This window comes from Paenibacillus sp. FSL L8-0435, from assembly GCF_037965655.1.
Classification (GTDB): Bacteria; Bacillota; Bacilli; order Paenibacillales; family Paenibacillaceae; genus Paenibacillus.
This window is the reverse complement of sequence record NZ_CP150185.1, coordinates 6,556,407-6,575,391: the sequence shown is the minus strand read 5'-3', so window position 1 is coordinate 6,575,391 and position 18,985 is coordinate 6,556,407. Positions and strand designations below refer to the sequence as shown.

The window sequence follows — 18,985 nt, the reverse complement described above, 5'->3', positions numbered from 1 at the left end:
CGTATCTTTATTTACCGTCAAACGTAATCATTTTTTGCACAAATTGCTTCAATTGTTTGTTGGTTTCATTCAGTTGCTCAATTGTGCTCATGAAATTGTTTACGAGTTCAGCCTGCTCTTGGGAGCTTGCCGTGATCTCACCAAGTTCATTCTCCATGCCTTGAATGGATTGCCGAACTGAGAGAAGAGAATCTTCAATACGTGCCGTCGCTTCTTTGGTATCCACAGACAGTTTGCGAATTTCTTTGGCAACAACGCCAAAAACCTGCACCAGCTTCCCCTACACGAGCAGCTTCAATGGCAGCATTCAAGCCGAGCAGATTGGTTTGTTCGGAGATTTCACGAATGAAACTGGCGACTTGAGTTACATTGCCTGATTTCTGTACGGCTTGTTTGGAATTGTTCCGGATCTCTTCGGTTGTGGCACTGAGTTCCTCGGAGTGTGCTGCCACATGCTGAACACTGTCAATTAACTGGTTAGTCAGATTTTCGGTAGCATCCATGAGCTGTTGCAGCTGGTCCTGATCATCCATACTGTAGAGCAGGTTAAACAGGGCGATGACTTCACCTTGTTCGTTTTTAATGGGAATGAAAGCCACGTCAAAAGGAACACCGAATAAATCTTTAGGGTAGTGATCGAATCGTTTGACTGTACCGCCGTTGAGATCAGCAAAATTTCGATTTCCATCCAATAGAGGGTCGCCAGGTTGATAATTCAGTTGCTTTAACGATTCCCCTGCTGAGAAATATAGGAATTTTTCACGATCAATCACGGAGAGGGTTACATCCTGACGAATCGTATCTCGAAAGAAAGGCATACATGTAATTAATGCTTGAACAATATCCATATAAAAGATGATTCCTCCCTGGTTACCTTATGTAAACGGTTAAATTTTAAATGCTAACTTAATAACTACCTATATAATATATCGTCATGCAATAGAGAAGGAAATAGAGAGAATGGATAAAACCTATTTCTTAAAGCAGACTGTGATACGCCAACAAGACACGAGTCCCCTGGGGACCCGTGCCTTGTTAGTTGTTGAGGAGAATAAAACCAATGTTTACCGCATACTGAGCTGCATTGTAACGATGGTTCGATTGGCTAGTGTTGCACGGACATCAATCAAACGCTGGTTCCGGCTGCCGCGGAAGGGAAGGGAGACATCACGCTCCGCTTCAACGTATCGACCGTCAATAATCACATCGCACAACCGGGCAAGCTCCGCTCTTGCAGGGTCGGTAATCAGTTCTTCATATTCGAATCCCGTGTAAGCCCATACCGTCAAATCAGGACGTGCAGCGCGGAGCTGCTGGACCCAAGACGTACATTCTGCTGCCGAGAAAAAGGGATCACCACCACACAACGTAACGCCATCCAGCAATGGATGGGTCGTCACTTCATGCAGAATCTGCTGCTGCCGCTCCTCTGTAAAGGGCTCACCCGCTCGAAAGCTCCATGAATCTGGGCTAAAGCAGCCCGGACAGGCGTGACGACATCCGCTGATGAACAACACAGCACGCAGACCTGTCCCTTCATTTACCGATTCCGGGATGTAACCATATAGATTCACCGGTGCTTCACCCGATCCCGCACTTCGGCCTGCTTCGCAGCATTAAAGCGTACTTTGTAATCTCCGGTCAGATAGCCCGTTACGCGGCGTAACCGCTGGAAGTGTACATGGTTCTCGTGGGCTTCACAGTTTGGGCATACATCCCCAATGACGCCTTCATAACCACATGCAGGGCAGCGATCAATTGGATGATTAATGGAGAAATAACCGATATCCTGCGCCAGTGCATACTGTACAATTCGCAGGAAAGCTGCGGTGTTGGCCCGAACGTTTCCGTCAAGCTCCACATAGGAGATTGCACCCGCGTTACATAAAGTGTGGAATGGGGCCTCCAGTTCAATCTTCCGATATGCTGGAAGCGTGTGGTAGACCGGGATATGGAATGAATTCGTATAATACTCCCGATCATTCACTCCGGGAATAATGCCATAACGCTCTCTGTCGATTTTCGTGAATTTGCCGGACAACCCTTCAGCAGGTGTGGCAAACAGGGTGATATTCAGGTTATGCTGCTCGCTCATCCGATCACAGAATTCTCGCATGGTCCGAATAATGTTCAGTGCTTCACGATGTACATGAGTGTCCTGCCCATGATGGCGCCCATAGAGAGCTGTCATACATTCCGCAAGACCGATAAAACCAAGAGATAATGTTCCATGCTTCAAAAGATCGGCAACCGGCTCGTTCGGGCCAAGCTGTTCTCCACCTTCCCATACTCCCTCCCGCATCATGAAGTCGGATGCCTTAGCAGGTTGTGCTGTCTGAATTTGGTAGCGGTGCAGCAGGCCGGAAGCGGCATTATGCATAACCGACTCCAAAGCAGTATAGAACCCTGCCCGATCTGCAACGGCTCTGCTGCCTTGGCAGATGCCAAACCGGATGCCGAGCTTGACGAGGTTAATGGTGTTGAAGGACAGATTACCTTTACCACTTTGACGATTGCGACCAAATCGGTCAGCCAGTGTACGTGTGCGGCATCCCATGGTGGCGATGATCGTATCCGGATCTTCCGGATGATAGAAAGGCAGATTGAAAGAGGCATCCACATTGACAAAGTTGGGATACATCCGCCGGGATGAACAGGTGACTGCGAGACGGAACAAATCATAGTTCGGCTCTCCTTGAGCCTGATTGATCCCCTGTTTGCACTGGAAAATATGTTGAGGGAACACGGGAGTCTCCCCGTTGCCCAGGCCACGGATGGTTGCTTCCAGCAACGAGCGTGATACCAACCGACCTTCTGCTGATGTACATAATCCATAGTTCAGTGAAGTGAATGGAATCTGGCCACCTGCACGACTGCTCATCGTATTCAGGTTATGAATCAGCGATTCAGCAGCTTGTCCTGTCTCCAGTTCAGTCTCTTCATAGGCGAAGGCATACGCCTGCGGGCACTGATTCTTCGCTTCGATGCTGTCCAGATGAAGCTGTTCATCCTCGAGCAGGGCATGCTCACCAAAGAGTCGTTGTCCTTTGCGGTAATGTTTGCGGAACGATCGCTGTACATAGGGAGCCAGATCCCAGTCGATTTTATTGGCTGACACACCGCCATATTGACTGTTCTGCTGGGATTGGAAGATGATCGCAACCAGAGCCATTGCAGACATGATTGTCTGAGGTGTGCGAACCGATCCGTTGCCTGTATTGAAACCCGCAGCAAGAAGACGGTCAAACGGGATAAAGATGCAGTTGGTCGTTCCAAGTGCATACTGGTCCAGATCGTGTACATACAGATCCCCATTCTCCACAGCTTGGGCAAGCTCTTCCGGCAACACATGACGCAGAGCATGCCACTTGGCTGTCTCCGAACCGAGCCTGCTCATCTTGCCGCTGAAGGAGTCTCCGTTCAGATTGGCATTTTCCCTCAGCGTATCGGCGTCTTCTGCGCCAATAATTCGTCTTCCCAGGTCGGATAATAGATCGGATGCCGGTGGAGTGGCATACTCAAGCATGTTCATGTAAGGTTCCTCCTAAAATGATTGAATATCATTCAATTTCCGTATAACACTATATGTAGATTCGTCTTATCCATTTATAAACTATATGTGGTTTTTTGGGTGTGATAATGGTCACATAGTTCACAGGACAAAGTGGACTTTCCTTTAATTGCTGTGGATAAAGGTTCCCAAAGTTTGAGTAGAAGCGTATAATTTCTAGTTATCCTGCAAGGATAATATCCGAAGTTGGACAAGATGGACTTTAATCAATCTGAAAAGGCGTTTTGCCATAATTTTTCGTTTGTTAATCCATCCGTTTAAGAACTGTTTTGACCGCAAATGGGCAAAAAACAGGAAGTATGATTCTCTTATACAGCTACGGTGTTAATCATATAAGTATAGATTGTGACAGCTATTCGGATTTTTTGATGAACCCTTGTACGTGATTACACAATTATGATCTACAGATTAGATAGTGCAGCTAAGATAAAAGGGGTGGATCATGGGGACGGCAGAAGGCATTACGAGAGGCTTCTATGAAGATATAAAGGAAGCTGCGGCCCATATTGTAGACGTACTAAGTGGTATATTGAAGGTTAATACCATCTTTGTTGCTACGAATGACGGTTTGACGAATGTCATTCTTGAGGCGTTCAATCGCAAGGAAGAATTGATTGTAAAAGGTAGCGAACTTCCATTTGAAGATTCTTACTGCAGCTTGGTATTAAAAGATAAACATGAGAACCTTACAATCCAGAATACATGTGAACATCCGATGACAAGATTCATGGATGTCACGAGTGGGCTCGGCAATCGTTTCTTCGTGGGCGTGCCCATCATGCGAAGATCTGGCGAAACATTCGGGACCATCTGTCTGATGGATAATCCTGATTATGTAATCAGTGAAACCGACATGAAGACGCTGAAGGCGATGGCCGTATTCCTTGGCTATGTTGTGGACCTGGAGAGCACATTGCATCTTCAGGAGCGTAAATTGAGTGATTCGGAACAAATGCAACAGCAACTCCAGGCAGAGAAAGAACGAGCTGAATCGGAGGCCATGACCAAATCACAGATGCTCAAGCTGATGAGTCATGAGATTCGCAATCCGTTGAACGGCATTTTGGGACTGACTGATCTGATGCGTACACCGGATATGCCTGAGGAGCAGTCAGAATATGTGAATATGATTGAGACGAGCGGCAATATTCTGCTTACTTTGTTGAACAATATGATGAATTTCAACATCAATGAGGCAGGTAAAACGGTTATACATGATGATCCTTTCGATCTGGTAGGTACAATTGAGAATACGGTCTATCTTTATGCGGGAATTGCGGCTGGCAAGAACATTGAGCTGGGATTGAATCTGGAGCTGAATGTGTCGCAAGTATTCGTTGGTGATGAGATCAAGATCGGACAGCTGCTTGCACATGTCATTCAATACGCTCTCGATTCAACGCGTGAGGGCTCCGTCCTGATCACGGCAGTGGTGAACGGAGAAGACACCGAAGAGACGGGTACACTTCTGCTCAAGGTGAATTACACAGGTCAGACGTTATCGGATAAGAAGATGCAAACCTTTAACAGCCAAGAAGAGAAGTTGAATATCCAAAAACTGATTGGAAGTAATCTGGGTCTGGCTGTAAGCCAGAATCTTGCCATTCTCATGCATGGCCGTATTCAGGTGAGCAGTGTGAAGGAAAATGAGACGGAATTCAACATATCCCTTCCGTTACGCAGATACTGGGAGTTACCTCAACTCGCAAGTGTTCAGCAACGGTTAAAAGGGAAAAAGGTGTTACTTGCCAAGGACCCTGACATTTTGCAAGGCGTCTCTTCCCTGATGCGTAGGTGGGAGATGGATGTACACATGACCTCGAATCTGACATTAGCGCATGATTGGATCAACGAAGGATTCATGCCTGATGTAGCCGTTGTGGATATGGGATTACTGGAAGGCGGCGCGGTTGATTTTGTACAAGAACTGAAACAGCGACTGGAGGATCTGCCCGTCATTGTTCTTGTTCCTTATGGTATACACATTGAATTGCATGAAGCAGAAGCCTTTGATGCTGTCCTGACGAAGCCAGTCAGACAGGCTGATCTGTTGAATGCATTGAGTATTACTTTGCCTTAAATCATGATCAGAAGACAAATCTTTATTCGGCGCACCTGTTATGGGTGCGTTTCTTTTCATTTTCCATTTTCTGAGGCAAAGCCCTTTTATTCCGAGCTGGTTACGTTACAATAGAAAGTGAACTTCATCTTTATAATCACAGAGGAGGATGTACATTGGATTATCGCAGATTAGGTGGAAGCGGACTGAAAGTAAGCGAGATCAGCCTGGGAAGCTGGCTGACGTACGGAGGGTATGTGGAACGTGAAAATGCGGTGAAATCAATTGAAACTGCATTTGATGAAGGCATTAACTTTTTTGATACTGCCAATGTATATGAACGGGGTGCAGCAGAAGAACTGCTTGGACAGACGCTCAAAGCGTACTCCCGTGATTCTTATGTACTTGCAACCAAAGTATTTGGCAAAATGGGTGATGGTCCGAATGACCAGGGGTTGTCTCGCAAACATATCAAGGAGCAATGTGAAGCCAGCTTGAAGCGCCTGGGCGTTGAATATGTGGATATCTATTACTGCCATCGTTATCATACTGAAACACCAATCGAAGAAACACTTCGCGCGCTTGATGATCTGGTACGTCAAGGCAAAGTGTTATATGTAGGCGTCAGCCAGTGGACTGCAGCTCAGATGGAAGATGCGTTAGGTACAGCAGATCGTCTGCTCCTCGATCATATCGTGGTCAATCAGCCGGTGTACAACATGTTTGACCGTTATATCGAAAATGAGATTATTCCGCTCGGCGAGCGCAAAGGCATTGGACAAGTTGTATACTCCCCGCTTGCTCAAGGTCTATTGACCGGGAAATATACGTCCGTTTCCGATATCCCAGAGAATAGCCGTGCTGCCAAGCTAGGATGGGACGAAGGAAAGATCAATGCGGATCGTATCGGGAAAGTTCGTCAGCTGATTGAAGTGGCGGACAAGCTGGATCTGAAGGTTGGCCAACTGGCCCTTGCCTGGATTCTGCGCCAGAACAATGTATCCAGTGCACTTGTAGGGGCGAGTCGTCCCGAGCAGGTAAAAGAGAACGCAGCTGCATCTGGTGTGAAGCTGGATGCTGCCATTATCGAGGAGATTGAGAGCATCCTTGCTTGATCTCCTGTCAGCACACAAGCTGAGATGATATGTGATGATCCATAAAAAGAGGGATGTCCTGTGCGCCTGAATAGGCGAACGAGACATCCCTTTTTTGGGAGAACGGTGAAAGGTTAGTTTATTTACCGGTTAGATATTACTTTAATGTGTAAGAGGCAAGGAACGAAAAGTTAAGGCACACACACGGTTACGCCCTGTATTCTTCGCTTCATATAACGCACGATCGGCCTGTTCGAAGAAATCGTCATCGTCATGATCATCACAATGATCGGGATACACGGCTACACCAATGGAGATGGTTAGACGTGTGGTGTGCCCGTCGGGTAGAGCAAAATGGTATTTCTCTACAGCCTGTCGTATAGATTCGGCGGTAGCCACGGCCTGACGGTGTCCACAGTCGAGCAAGAGAATGGCGAATTCTTCCCCACCGTTTCGTGATACGATATCAGCAGAACGTGCATGCTCAACGAGCAGTTGTCCAAGTTGCTTCAGGACCGCATCGCCGGCGGAATGACCATAGGTGTCGTTCACCTTTTTGAATCGGTCAATATCAATGGCAAGCAAGGAAAGCTTCTGTTGGTAATCCCGCGCACGCTGGAGTTCCAGTTGAAGTGATTTTTCGAACTGTCGTCGATTGCTCAGGTTGGTAAGATGATCGGTAGATGCTCTTTTTTCCAATAGAAATAACATTTCATTGGATTTATTGATGAGTTCTGCGATGAAATAGATAAATAATCCACCGGCAAAGGAAATGGTCATTTGTAACGGATAGATCTTCATTAATGAATTCATGCTGTCCGTGTTCAACATAAGGATGATAAAGATTAACGTAATGCCGAGCAGATTCATCGTAATGATTTTGGTCAGTCTGGACCAGGAAGCATAGGCGAAGTATACACCGGACAGTCCAATCAGAGTCATGACAAATCCTGCATCTATGGCAGAGGAAGATATGCCAAACATCAGAATCCGAAGGACCGAGATCATGAGTCCCGTAACGATCGAAGCCAGTCCTCCCAGATATACCGCTGCGGTAACGATGGCCAGATGCCGTAGATCTACAATTGTAGTCTCGTTCAAAGGGAAGGAGTAGTTCATGAGTACTGTGCCATATATACCGAATAATAAGCCGCCGATCAACTGAACACGTAACGAGGGAAAAGGCAATCGGATACTATAGAACTTCGCGATGATCCCGGACACATACATAAACGTAATCATGACACAGATATTAATGAAAAAAGTGCTAAACAACCGACATTCCCCCTTTTTACGCACATCCCTATATTTTATCTGAAAAGTGGTGCTGTAGCGAACCATATTATCCCAAATTTATGAGGGGATTGCTGGGAAAGATGTTTTATTTGCATATACAGGATGTTAGGGTGATATTGACTTCAATATGCAATAAGATTTATACTTAATCTAAATCAAAATGTATTCCTTCTTTTTGGGAAGACCATCATAAGTAGAAGATCAGTGTCTGATTTCATATAAAATGGATCAATAATAAAGGAGAAATGGTTGTGAGAACTTTAAATCTGACGATACAACGGCAAGCGGTATATGATGTGGTGCGCCATTCAGAGGATCACCCGACAGCTGCAGATGTCATGAATCGACTCGTAGAACAAGGATATAATCTGGCCTATGGTACGGTGTATAATTCTCTTCGTTATCTGACGGACAAAGAATTGATACGGGAACTTAAACTCGGAGAGACAGCAAGCCGATACGATGCCCGTATGGATGATCATCAGCACATCATGTGTGAAGTGTGCGGCAAAGTGGATGAGGTAATGACAGAGGTTCCTCCACAATGGATGAAACAGGTAGCTGAAGAAACCGGATATGCAATCGATCATGCTCATGTGGTCTTTGGAGGTGTCTGCGGGGAATGCAGAAACAAACGGATCAAGTAAAAATAAAACTGCCTGGCCGCCGTTTACCCCTTAGGGTTAAACCAGCCTTGTCCGACTCGGCACCTCTTGTGGACAATTGTCCTGTTACACGGCGTGTTATTCTGATCAGCCCGATGCCGGGGCAGGTTCATGAACTGGTAAAAGCCTTAACGGATAGCTGCTTTGATGTACTGGTCTTTCATCGCTGGGAACCAGATCTGCATGAGCGTCTTGTCTTTGATCTGTTGATCTATGACCTGTCTGTTGCCGGAACGATCGATGCATTTGCCGGCATTAGCAGCCGATTGAATCGTGAGGCTGAGCATACAACCCCTTGTCTGTATCTGGTTGGTGAGAAGATGATCGGCAGTGCGAGTGGACCGATGCTTCAGGAGGAATTGCTGGTGTGGCCTGCACGCCCGCAGGAAGCACTTTACCGGGTGCAGCGTATGATTGGTAACAGTCCTGCTCTACCCAACCGTGGTTTTTTGCCTGAGGAAGGGCACCGTATCGGATTTAAGGATCTGTGGCTCGACCGTGAACGGATGAGTGTACAGCGCGATAATAACCGGATTCATCTAACCAAGACCGAATATGATCTGTTACTCAAGCTGATTGATGCCAAAGGTGCAGTCATTTCCCGTGAGGAGATGCTCAGCGATATCTGGGAGACGGACTTTACGGGTGGAAGCAATGTGGTCGATGTTCATATCAAAAGCTTGCGTAAAAAATTGGGCGATAACGCATCTTCGCCGCAATATATTGTCACTGTAAGAGGAGTGGGCTACCGCCTGGCGGATTAGTCCGCTTTTTTTTTGCCTAATGGATATAGTAAATCCGGATCACTTCCTTAAAAGCAAGTTCATAGTTCATTCATGAAGTGTTGGAGAACCTCATCTTAATCTCATGTGAACCTCATGCAAGAGCAGAGAGGGACATGTTAGAATCAATTTAACAGTTAGATCAAGTCTAAATGTATATTTAAACCGAAGCCGAATATGATTTTAATAGTAGATATATAACAGCCGTGAGACCCATTAGAGGAGGACGACATGATGACAGAACGTATGACTACGAATCAGGGAGCACCTGTAGGTGACAACCAGAATTCCCGCACAGCAGGCAGAAGAGGGCCAACACTGCTTGAAGACTACCATCTCATTGAGAAAATAGCCCACTTTGACCGTGAACGTATTCCCGAAAGAGTCGTACATGCGAGAGGTGCCGGAGCTCATGGTGTATTCACGCTGGAGCAAAGTATGAAGGCTTATACAACAGCGGACTTCCTGCAAGATCCGGGTACGGAGACCGATGTGCTGGTGCGGTTTTCGACCGTTATTCATGGTACGGGATCACCAGAGACCGCAAGAGATCCGCGTGGATTCGCCGTCAAATTCTACACACGTGAAGGCAACTATGATATCGTAGGCAACCATCTGCCCGTTTTCTTCATTCGTGATGCCATAAAGTTCCCTGACATGGTTCACTCCCTGAAGCCAGCTCCGGATACCAACATTCAGGACCCAGCTCGCTATTGGGACTTTATGACCCTCTCGCCGGAATCAACCCATATGATGACCTGGTTATTCTCTGACCTGGGTACACCGGCAAGTTATCGGGAGATGGATGGATTCGGCGTACATGCTTTCAAATGGATCAATGCACAGGGACAGGTCCACTATGTGAAGTATAAGTGGGAGTCTGCCCAAGGGGTCCGAGGCTTCTCTCGTCAGGAAGCTGCCGAAGTACAGGGCCAAGACTTTAACCATGCTACCCGTGATCTGCGTGAACATATCAAGAACGGGCAATACCCGCAGTGGAAGCTTCAAGTGCAACTGTTGAAGCCTGAACAGATGGATGATTTTGCTTTTGATCCACTCGACCCTACGAAGACCTGGCCTGAGGATGTACTCCCGTTCCATACGGTAGGAACCATGACCCTGAATCGTAATCCGCAAAACTTCTTTGCTGAAGTGGAGCAGGCTGCGTTTTCTCCTAGTGCGGTTGTACCTGGAATTGAGCCTTCCGAAGACAAATTGCTGCAAGGACGCCTATTCTCCTACCCAGATACACAGCGGCACCGGCTTGGAACGAACTATTTACAAATTCCGGTGAATTGCCCGTACGCACCCGTTCGTAATCATCAGCGTGATGGACTCATGAATGTGAATCAGGACCCATCCCCGGTGAACTATGAACCCAACAGTTCCGGGAACAGCCCGCAGGAAGATCCGGCATACCGGGACAGTCAGGTTCCGTTGCAAGGACACGTTACAAGAGAGAAAATCGAGAAGACGGATGATTATACGCAGGCAGGGGAGCTTTTCCGTTCATTCACTCCTGTAGAGCAGCAGCATTTGCTGGATAATCTGATCAATGACCTCAAGGGCGTATCTGTTGATATTCAAATGCGTGCCCTGTGCCACTTCTTCCGGGCGGATGGACAGCTTGGCGGACGTTTGGCTCATGGACTCGGCGTGGATATTTCTGCACATATGCCGTCACAGGATGGAAAATAAATTGCAGTTTGAACTTGTACTCACAACATCATACTGACTGATATTCGTTGAAGACCGGGAAAACCGTGAACGTGCGGAATTTCCCGGTCTTTAACCTTTTTTACTGCAATGGAAAACAAATTTACAAATCATTTACATAAAATAGCTGACATAGAGGTTGACTTCTCATTTGTTGGCACTACAATGGGTAGTGTGAGGGGTGTCAGAAAATGAGAATACACAATTTCAAAGTGGGTGAGCGTGGGCTCAACCGATTTTTCGGTCCGCTGGAGGCCAAGATCATGGACATTTTATGGGCTCGTCCTGGCAGCAGCATCCGTGAAGTGCAGACCGCACTTGAACAAGACAAAGACGTCAATTTTAATACAGTCATGACCGTGATGAACCGGCTCGTAGACAAGGGACTTCTCGGAAAGTCACAAAAGGGCAGAACATCTTTGTACCAACCGGTACAGAGTAAGGAGGAGTTTATGAACGACCAATCCAAGGAACTGTCACATGAGTTGGTGGATGAATTCGGAGCTTTGGCATTGAATCATATGCTGGATGCGCTGGATGAAGCAGATGCGGGTCTGATTGAACGCTTGGAACAGAAGATCAAACAATGGAAAAAGGATACCGATTAAGATGTGGAAGACCCGCTCGAAACTTTTGTTTACCGTCGGGTTTGGCATTCCGTTACTCGTGTTCATGCAGATGTTCATGTACGCGATGTACAAAATTTTTGGCTGGGATATCCCGTTTAACCTGCTCTGGCTCTGTAATCATTGGATGAGTCGACTGGGTTGGTTATCCGTGGGACATTTCCTGCTGGCACTGGTATTGCTGACATTTGCGGGAACAGGTTGGTTGCTAATGGTGCGTATGATGAAAACCAGAGCAGCCGTACGTAAGCTCCGCTCCATGGAGGTGCGTGCATTGTCTCGCGAACTGGAGTCCAAGTATCACCATCTTGGACAGCCAGGATTCATTGTAGTGGACAAGCATTCTCCGGTTGCATTTACAATTGGTCTATGGAGACCTTGCATCGTACTCTCCACGGGGCTTCTGACGATGTTGGATGCAGAAGAGGAGACAGCAGTTGTGTACCACGAAGTCCATCATCTGTGGCACCGTGACCCACTGAAGACGACACTGTTATCGGTATTTGCAATCATGATGCCGTATATTCCCGTATTGAAGCATACTTCGAAACATTACAATATCGTTAGAGAAATTCTGGCAGACAATGAGGCCATTGAGCGTACAGGCAATGTGGCAGGCATTGGCAGTGCTTTACTCAAGCTGCTCCGCGCTTGTCCTGAACCTTGGGGGGCCACAGAACTGACCGTTCAATCCTCATTTGCGGATACGTCGGTGAATGTCCGAATTTCACGTCTGCTGGATCCGGAACAGGACGTGACGTTGAGGTTGCCACGTTATGCTGTTCTGATGTCGGCTACTGTTTTTCTATTGCTGTCTATCTTGTTTGTTTGGTCGATCGGATAGATTAATTTGGCTAAAGTGAAGTCGAATATAATGAGAAAGGAAGATGAACATGAATAATAAAAGTGTAGAGATTGGATTACTTTTCTCAAGGATTATGATCGGTTTGATTTTTGTATTGCACGGCTGGAGTAAATTCGAAGGTGGAATCAGCGGTACGGTAGGTTTTTTCGAAAGTATTGGTATTCCCGGATTTCTTGCATCCGTTGTAGCCATCATTGAGTTGGTAGGTGGTGCAGCGATGATTCTGGGTCTGGGAACACGTGTGTTTGCTGCCCTGTTTGCCATCGTGATGGTTGGCGTTCTGTTTACAGCCAAAGTGGGTGAGCCGTTCCTGAGTGGTACCGAGTTAGATTACCTGCTGCTGGCGGGTTCCGTGACACTGCTCTTCACAGGAAGCCGCTTCCTGGCCGTGGATTATCTGTTCTCCAGACAGGGGAACGGTCGCCAGAATGTGAGTGCTTGAATGGACTAACGATTGCTACAAATAATGAAGTGCAGGATTAGTCCTGTAACGAGGTTCTTTATTGGCCAGGCCGGTTCGGGAATTGATTTGCGAGTCTTTATCTATATTTCTTCGGAATGAAACACGCTGAACCGTGAGCGGACGGCGACAGCCGTTTCACCTTGTTTGGACGACATGCCTTTGGTTTGGTACAATGAGAATAAGTATGCTACTAAGAAAAAATAAGGAGGATGCATTTTATGATTAACGTCATTCCATCCGATGCCCGCTCCAGCTTCGATCGAGACTGGCTCCGTGGTAGTCACAGCTTTTCTTTCGGAGAATACCAAGACCCGGAGAATACGGCGTTTGGACCGATGCGGGTAGCGAACGACGATGTGATCGCGCCTGGTCGCGGTTTTGGAGTTCACCCGCATAGTGATATGGAGATTGTATCGATCGTACTGAACGGCAAGTTGCGACATGAAGATAACCTTGGGAATGTAGCCGTTACAGGCTTTGGCGGTATCCAGCGGATGTCAGCAGGCAGTGGCATGATTCATACCGAACATAATGCATCCGATACCGAAGAAGTACGTTTGCTTCAACTCTGGTTCATGCCACAGACCAAAGGGTTGGAGCCCTCCTATGAGACGACATCATTTGATCCAGCGGCATTGGCAGGAGCACTCGTGCCGATTGTATCCCCAGATGGGGGACCAAGAGTTGCGACCATTCATCAGGATATGACGATCTACCTTGGCCGATTAGCCAAAGACGAAACGTTAACCTTTAATCAGGATGCAGGCCGCCGAATGTACATTTTCTCCATCGAAGGCAAGCTGGGATTGGATGGAGAGTACCTGTTGAACGAAGGCGACACGGCTCGTGTGGAACAGCGGGATTCAATCGAACTGCAAGGAAACGAAGATACGTTCTATATGATTATTGATTTGCCGTAGATGACTGATGAAATGAACTCCAAGATGAAGGAGGATATACACGTATGGCGCAACAGGAATGGTTTATGGTTAAACATGCGGTGACCGGGCGAGGATTAGCTAATAGCAAAACAGATTCCCTGTCCTATCGGTTCCAACAGGAGGGTACAGGCTTCATATTTACCGTTACGGGTCTGGACGAGCAGATGGTGGAACAGATTATGGAGCTTAGACAGGAACTGAACGTATTTCGCTTCGTCCAACGCAAGGATCAGCCCCTTTTGAAACACTGGTACTACGTAGATGGTGAACGGGTTGTGTACGATAGGGAGAGTCACACGCTAAGCATCTATGCGAAGTCGGAGATTCGTTATGTGCCTGAAGATTATTTTGCGGATTAACGTGTAAGTAACGATAGAACTTGGAACATCCCAGAGGTCTCTGTTAAATACAGAGGCCTTTTTTGCTGTCTGAAAACTCAGAGGATTTAATCGTAATTTTGCAAAAAAGACCACATAATTCCCTGCTGTCTGGCACAAGCTACCTTGTATAAAAACAAGAACGGAGGGGCGGCATATGGCGGACAAAACATCTGGGAAAGACAAGTCCCGGCAATCGGGAAGAACTTCAGAAAAAAAACATATCCCTTTGGGACTGCCGTCCCCGCCTTTTCTGCGGCAGCCGATTAGTGCAGTACATGAAACTCAGATTCAAGCGGTGAAGGAGATATTCTCCGATTGCTCGGATGTGGTTTTTCGCAACGTCATGATTACGCCTGAAGTGAAAGGACTTCTCGTCTATATCGAAGGCATTGTTAATTCGGCTGATATCCAGGAACACATGCTGCGTCCGATTATTCGAGGGCTGGTGCAGCAGCGTACAGATGAACCTGATGTTCCTTTGGATGATACACGTGTTGAGCTGACACAGGTGAAGCGAGTGGATACCTGGGCTGCTGCGACAGAAGGGGTGCTGGCATCCTCCGCACTTCTGGTGGTCGATGGAAGTAGCGAAGCCTGGATGTTCAATGTCAAAGGCGGCGTCAGACGTGGTGTGGAGGAACCGCAGACAGAATCCGTGATTCGGGGACCGCGGGAGGGATTTACCGAGACGCTCCGTGTAAATACGGCCTTATTGCGGTTCAAGCTGAAAACACCCTCTCTCAAGATCGTGAGTATGACCCTTGGCACAGATACCAAGACCGATATCGTTCTAACCTATCTGGAGGATATAGCTGATCCTAAAACGATTCAGGATGTCAAGAAACGTCTGGAAAAAATAAAAATCGACGGCATCCTGGAGAGTGGGTATATCGAGGAGTTAATTGAGGATCATCCGTATTCTCCTTTTCCACAAATGCACTACTCGGAGCGTCCGGATACGGTAGCAGGCAATCTGTTGGAAGGGCGGTTTGCCATTATGGTAGATGGTACTCCCTTTGCGTTGATTGCTCCAGTCACAATGTGGCAGATGCTGCAAGCCAGCGAGGATTATTACGAACGATTCTTCATCAGTAATCTGGTGCGTTGGATTCGATTTTTGTTCGTAGCCATCGCTCTATTTCTGCCAGCGCTTTACATTGCTATTACGACATTTCATCAGGACATGCTGCCAACCACTTTGATACTGAGTATTGCCGGGGCGCGGGAAGCCATCCCTTTTCCGGCACTGGTAGAGGCTCTTATCATGGAGCTTTCCTTCGAGGCACTTCGTGAAGCAGGAGTCAGGTTACCGAAAACGGTAGGGCAGGCCGTCAGTATCTTGGGTGCGCTTGTAATTGGGCAGGCAGCCGTTCAGGCAGGGATTGTATCTGCACCAATGGTTATTATCGTATCCATGACAGGTATCGCTTCCTTTACGATTCCGCGGTTTAATTTTGCGATTACCGTTCGTCTATTGCGTTTTCCAATCATGTTACTGGCGGGCATGTTCGGACTGTATGGCATCGTGATCGGTCTGGTCCTGATATCGGTGCATCTGACCCAGATGACCTCATTTGGTGTGCCTTATCTGTCGGGTCTTAGCCCATACAGCAAAACGGATACCAAGGATATTCTCATTCGTGTGCCGTGGTGGAAAATGATCAATCGTCCATCTACCGTCCATGATAACCATAAACGGATGAATGAGAAGATCAATGGTTCCCCCGAAGCAGAGGAAGGGTGGTAAACCCATGCAATTTATGTATAAATACCGGGCAGTTATAGCCCTGTTGTTATGTACCTCTCTCATTTCAGGTTGCTGGGATCGAGAGGAAATAAATGATGTTGCCTTTGTAATTGGTATCGCTGTGGATAAGGAGGAACAAAACTACAGATCCAGTCTGCAGATTGCTCTTCCAGGACAATCTGGTTCTTCGGGTAGTGAAGGAGGAGGAGGGGGCACAAGTGGTGATAAATCCTGGTTCATATTGTCCAATACAGCCAAAACCTTTCACGGAACATCTCTTGAAGGGCAAAAGGCGCTCTCACGCAGAATATATTACGCTCATCGGCGTACTCTGCTAATCGGTGAGGATTTGGCGAGGGAGGGCGTTGCCCCTATGCTGGATTTGATGACACGTTATCCGCTCAATCGTTTCTCAGCGTTGCCGGTTGTGACAAGAGGAGAAGCATATAAGGTCATGGATACTGATGCACCCATAGAAAAATTTCCATCTGAGATGGTACGGGAATTGTGTTTTTTAAATATGCGAAATCCCCGCTCGCTCAAGACGTTTATAGATTCCATTCTTAGCGAAGGCGTAGATCCTTTTCTGCCCATAGCTTCGGTCGTTGACACTGTGCCCAAAAACTGGAAGGACCCCAAAACGAACATCAAGATGGATGGATTGGCCATTTTCAAGAAAGACAAGCTGGTAGGCATGATCGATAAAGCACCAGCAGATGCACTAATTCTGGCCATGGGTGAGGCCAATGCACCAGAGGTTATGGTCGAGGCTCCAGGGGGAGAAGGAGATATATTCATTAAACTGAACGAGAACAATTCTTCGCTGCATCCCAGTATCAAGAATGACAAGGTTAAGGTAAACATTCAATTATACGCCAAGGGAGTTATCGTCGATAACGAATCGAATTACGGTGACCGGCGGGAGGATGAGATATTAAAGATAAATGACGCCATCCACAAGAAAATAAAGTCAGATATTGAGGAAGGCATCCGATTGGTCCAGCAGAAGTATCGTGCCGATATTCTTGGAATCGGTCGATCTATCCATCAGCACCTGCCGGCGGAATGGGACAAGATGAAGGATCGATGGGAAGTCATTTATCCTGAAGTTGAGGTAACCGTTATTCCCCATGTCATTATTGAAAATGTAGGAGTGATCAACAAACCGATCGGTGTCGTGGAGGAGGAGGTCGTACATGATTAAACCGCTTTTGTTTACCTATCTGGGCATGGCAATTGTGGTCATTTTGATGGATTTCAGACATATGAAGCAGGCAGCAGCCATTAATCGCTGGATATCCTATGGTCTGATTGCATTGGGAACGGTCATTTGGTTCTATGTCACTCACTTGAGTAAAACGCTTTATGTCACAGTATGGATAAGCCACGTTATTCAGCGATTTTTACCTTTACCATAGATTGCAGATTAACTGACGGAAAGGAGGTATTGTATGAATCAGAGTGTGACCCATCGGCAGGTTGTGCTGCTCGTGCTGATACTCAGTATTACAGGTACGCTGATTCAGCCCCACGCTCAGGCCATTTTCTACGCGGAGCAGCATGCTTATCTCTCGTATGTGCCCGTTGTTTTTGTGATGATAATATCTCTATGGTTAATAAGTCGGGTCCAGCGACGATTTCCCAATCAGGATCTGTTCGAATCCATTGTTCAGCGATTCCCGTTTTTGGGGAGAGTAATGGGATTTCTGTACATTCTATTTTTTTTCTTCGTGTTTGCAAGAGACATCCGACTATCAGGTGACTATATAAGTATAACGCTACTGGAGAACACACCCATTTCCATCATTGTATTATCTCTGGTGATCATGGGCGTCTTTATCGTTCGAGGCGGACTCGGTTCCTTAATCGGAATGGCGGAATTGTATGTTATGCTGTTTCTGCTGATCTCGTTGATTATACCTTTCATGCTTATTCAGCAGGTAAATATGGATAATCTCATGCCGTATTTTCATGTTGATGTTGCAGGAGTAGGCAAGGGGAGTTGGTACATATTTTCGTTTTATGGAGAGATGATTGCATTGCCGTTTGTCATCAAGGGTAGTGATTTTCGTTTCAAGTCGGTTCTATGGGGAATTATCATCTCTGCACTCCTAATGATGCTTATCCTTGTGGAGACGATAACTGCGATCGGAGTCCCTATTGCTTCCAGACTCGTATACCCATCCTATGAACTGGCAAGGCAGCTGCAAATCAGTGATTTTCTGGACCGGTTTGACCTTGCGCTGGCAGCAGCAACCATGCCAACCATGATTACGAAGATTGCATTTGATCTATACTTTGTCTGCTGGGGACTGAAGCGGATGATTCCGAAAGTGTCGGGAAAGATGATGACAGGCCCGGTGGCCTTGGTTGGATTCGTATGTGCTTTCTGGTTCTTCCGAAACGCGATTCAGCTTAATCGTTTTACCCGGGAATGGACATGGATTGCTATTGTTTTCGAAGCGCTGTTCCCCATTGTGCTGTTCCTTTTTCTTCGTCCTCGCAAAAAGGATAAAAAAGAATCTACCCAACAGAGAACGGGAGACCAGTCAAAGAAAGAGAAGCATGAGCCGGAACAAAAATCGGCTGATTCGGAGAAGGACGGAGAGAAAAGGCGGAAAGATTCTCATGGTGGGGAACTCCAGCCTTCCTGATGCATTCCATCAAAAATCCTTATAGATGAACGGGCAAAAAGAGGGAAAGCACAGTTCCCCTTCACAGAAGTACCCTGTATACTGTAGTCAGACTGATGAACATTCGGCTGAACTAACGGGGGGAAC

19 protein-coding genes are annotated in these 18,985 nt (G+C 46.8%); 14 read left to right on the top strand and 5 right to left on the bottom strand.

The genetic code is table 11. The annotated features are described in order from the left end of the window. Positions 1-7: 7 nt before the first annotated feature. The 4 genes from NST33_RS29055 to NST33_RS29040 form a co-directional block, all read right to left on the bottom strand. Positions 8-226, bottom strand: a complete 219-nt coding sequence (locus tag NST33_RS29055) for a hypothetical protein (protein ID WP_339306017.1) — start codon at positions 224-226, stop codon at positions 8-10. Continuing rightward, positions 195-848, bottom strand: a complete 654-nt coding sequence (locus NST33_RS29050) for a methyl-accepting chemotaxis protein (RefSeq protein ID WP_339306015.1) — start codon at positions 846-848, stop codon at positions 195-197. The genes NST33_RS29055 and NST33_RS29050 overlap by 32 nt, the downstream gene beginning before the upstream one ends. Positions 849-1,064: 216 nt before the next feature. Continuing rightward, positions 1,065-1,574 carry an anaerobic ribonucleoside-triphosphate reductase activating protein gene (gene nrdG, locus NST33_RS29045; protein ID WP_339306013.1) on the bottom strand — a complete coding sequence of 170 codons (510 nt, stop codon included), beginning with the start codon at positions 1,572-1,574 and terminating at the stop codon, positions 1,065-1,067. Then, complete coding sequence (locus NST33_RS29040) at positions 1,571-3,532, bottom strand: anaerobic ribonucleoside triphosphate reductase (RefSeq protein ID WP_339306011.1); 1,962 nt, start codon at positions 3,530-3,532, stop codon at positions 1,571-1,573. Before NST33_RS29040 ends, nrdG begins: the two co-directional genes overlap by 4 nt. Positions 3,533-4,013: 481 nt before the next feature. Here NST33_RS29040 and NST33_RS29035 point away from each other — a divergent pair, with 481 nt between their 5' ends. Both NST33_RS29035 and NST33_RS29030 read left to right on the top strand, forming a co-directional pair. Further along, positions 4,014-5,651 carry a histidine kinase dimerization/phospho-acceptor domain-containing protein gene (locus tag NST33_RS29035; protein ID WP_221825564.1) on the top strand — a complete coding sequence of 546 codons (1,638 nt, stop codon included), beginning with the start codon at positions 4,014-4,016 and terminating at the stop codon, positions 5,649-5,651. A 155-nt stretch (positions 5,652-5,806) separates the two neighbouring features. Beyond that, positions 5,807-6,745, top strand: coding sequence for an aldo/keto reductase family protein (locus NST33_RS29030; protein WP_221825561.1), 939 nt, complete (start codon positions 5,807-5,809; stop codon positions 6,743-6,745). A gap of 141 nt (positions 6,746-6,886) precedes the next feature. Here NST33_RS29030 and NST33_RS29025 read toward each other — a convergent pair whose 3' ends face one another. Next, on the bottom strand, positions 6,887-7,999 hold the full coding sequence (locus NST33_RS29025) for a diguanylate cyclase (protein WP_221825558.1): 1,113 nt from the start codon (positions 7,997-7,999) through the stop codon (positions 6,887-6,889). A gap of 272 nt (positions 8,000-8,271) precedes the next feature. Here NST33_RS29025 and NST33_RS29020 point away from each other — a divergent pair, with 272 nt between their 5' ends. The 12 genes from NST33_RS29020 to NST33_RS28965 all read left to right on the top strand — a co-directional run bounded on the left by NST33_RS29020 (position 8,272) and on the right by NST33_RS28965 (position 18,859). Continuing rightward, positions 8,272-8,667 carry a transcriptional repressor gene (locus NST33_RS29020; RefSeq protein WP_036612807.1) on the top strand — a complete coding sequence of 132 codons (396 nt, stop codon included), beginning with the start codon at positions 8,272-8,274 and terminating at the stop codon, positions 8,665-8,667. Continuing rightward, positions 8,643-9,449, top strand: coding sequence for a winged-helix domain-containing protein (locus NST33_RS29015; protein ID WP_150365790.1), 807 nt, complete (start codon positions 8,643-8,645; stop codon positions 9,447-9,449). The genes NST33_RS29020 and NST33_RS29015 overlap by 25 nt, the downstream gene beginning before the upstream one ends. Positions 9,450-9,701: 252 nt before the next feature. Then, complete coding sequence (locus NST33_RS29010) at positions 9,702-11,165, top strand: catalase (protein WP_313771530.1); 1,464 nt, start codon at positions 9,702-9,704, stop codon at positions 11,163-11,165. Positions 11,166-11,374: 209 nt separating this feature from the next. After that, entirely contained in the window at positions 11,375-11,791 is a 417-nt protein-coding gene (locus tag NST33_RS29005) for a BlaI/MecI/CopY family transcriptional regulator (protein ID WP_221825553.1), read from the top strand. A gap of 1 nt (position 11,792) precedes the next feature. After that, positions 11,793-12,653 carry a M56 family metallopeptidase gene (locus NST33_RS29000; RefSeq protein ID WP_221825552.1) on the top strand — a complete coding sequence of 287 codons (861 nt, stop codon included), beginning with the start codon at positions 11,793-11,795 and terminating at the stop codon, positions 12,651-12,653. Between the two features lie 49 nt (positions 12,654-12,702). Then, positions 12,703-13,116, top strand: coding sequence for a DoxX family protein (locus tag NST33_RS28995; protein WP_221825551.1), 414 nt, complete (start codon positions 12,703-12,705; stop codon positions 13,114-13,116). Between the two features lie 239 nt (positions 13,117-13,355). Continuing rightward, a complete protein-coding gene (locus tag NST33_RS28990; RefSeq protein ID WP_221825550.1) occupies positions 13,356-14,057 on the top strand; it encodes a pirin family protein in 702 nt (233 codons plus the stop codon). Between the two features lie 44 nt (positions 14,058-14,101). Continuing rightward, positions 14,102-14,437, top strand: a complete 336-nt coding sequence (locus tag NST33_RS28985) for a hypothetical protein (protein WP_076209715.1) — start codon at positions 14,102-14,104, stop codon at positions 14,435-14,437. 175 nt (positions 14,438-14,612) lie between these two features. Beyond that, positions 14,613-16,205, top strand: coding sequence for a spore germination protein (locus tag NST33_RS28980; RefSeq protein ID WP_221825548.1), 1,593 nt, complete (start codon positions 14,613-14,615; stop codon positions 16,203-16,205). Between the two features lie 4 nt (positions 16,206-16,209). Then, complete coding sequence (locus NST33_RS28975; protein ID WP_221825546.1) at positions 16,210-17,409, top strand: Ger(x)C family spore germination protein; 1,200 nt, start codon at positions 16,210-16,212, stop codon at positions 17,407-17,409. Continuing rightward, positions 17,402-17,623, top strand: coding sequence for a hypothetical protein (locus NST33_RS28970; RefSeq protein WP_221825544.1), 222 nt, complete (start codon positions 17,402-17,404; stop codon positions 17,621-17,623). Before NST33_RS28975 ends, NST33_RS28970 begins: the two co-directional genes overlap by 8 nt. Positions 17,624-17,656: 33 nt before the next feature. After that, positions 17,657-18,859 (top strand): endospore germination permease, encoded by a 1,203-nt coding sequence (locus NST33_RS28965; protein ID WP_339180128.1) that lies wholly within the window; start codon positions 17,657-17,659, stop codon positions 18,857-18,859. Positions 18,860-18,985 lie beyond the last annotated feature (126 nt).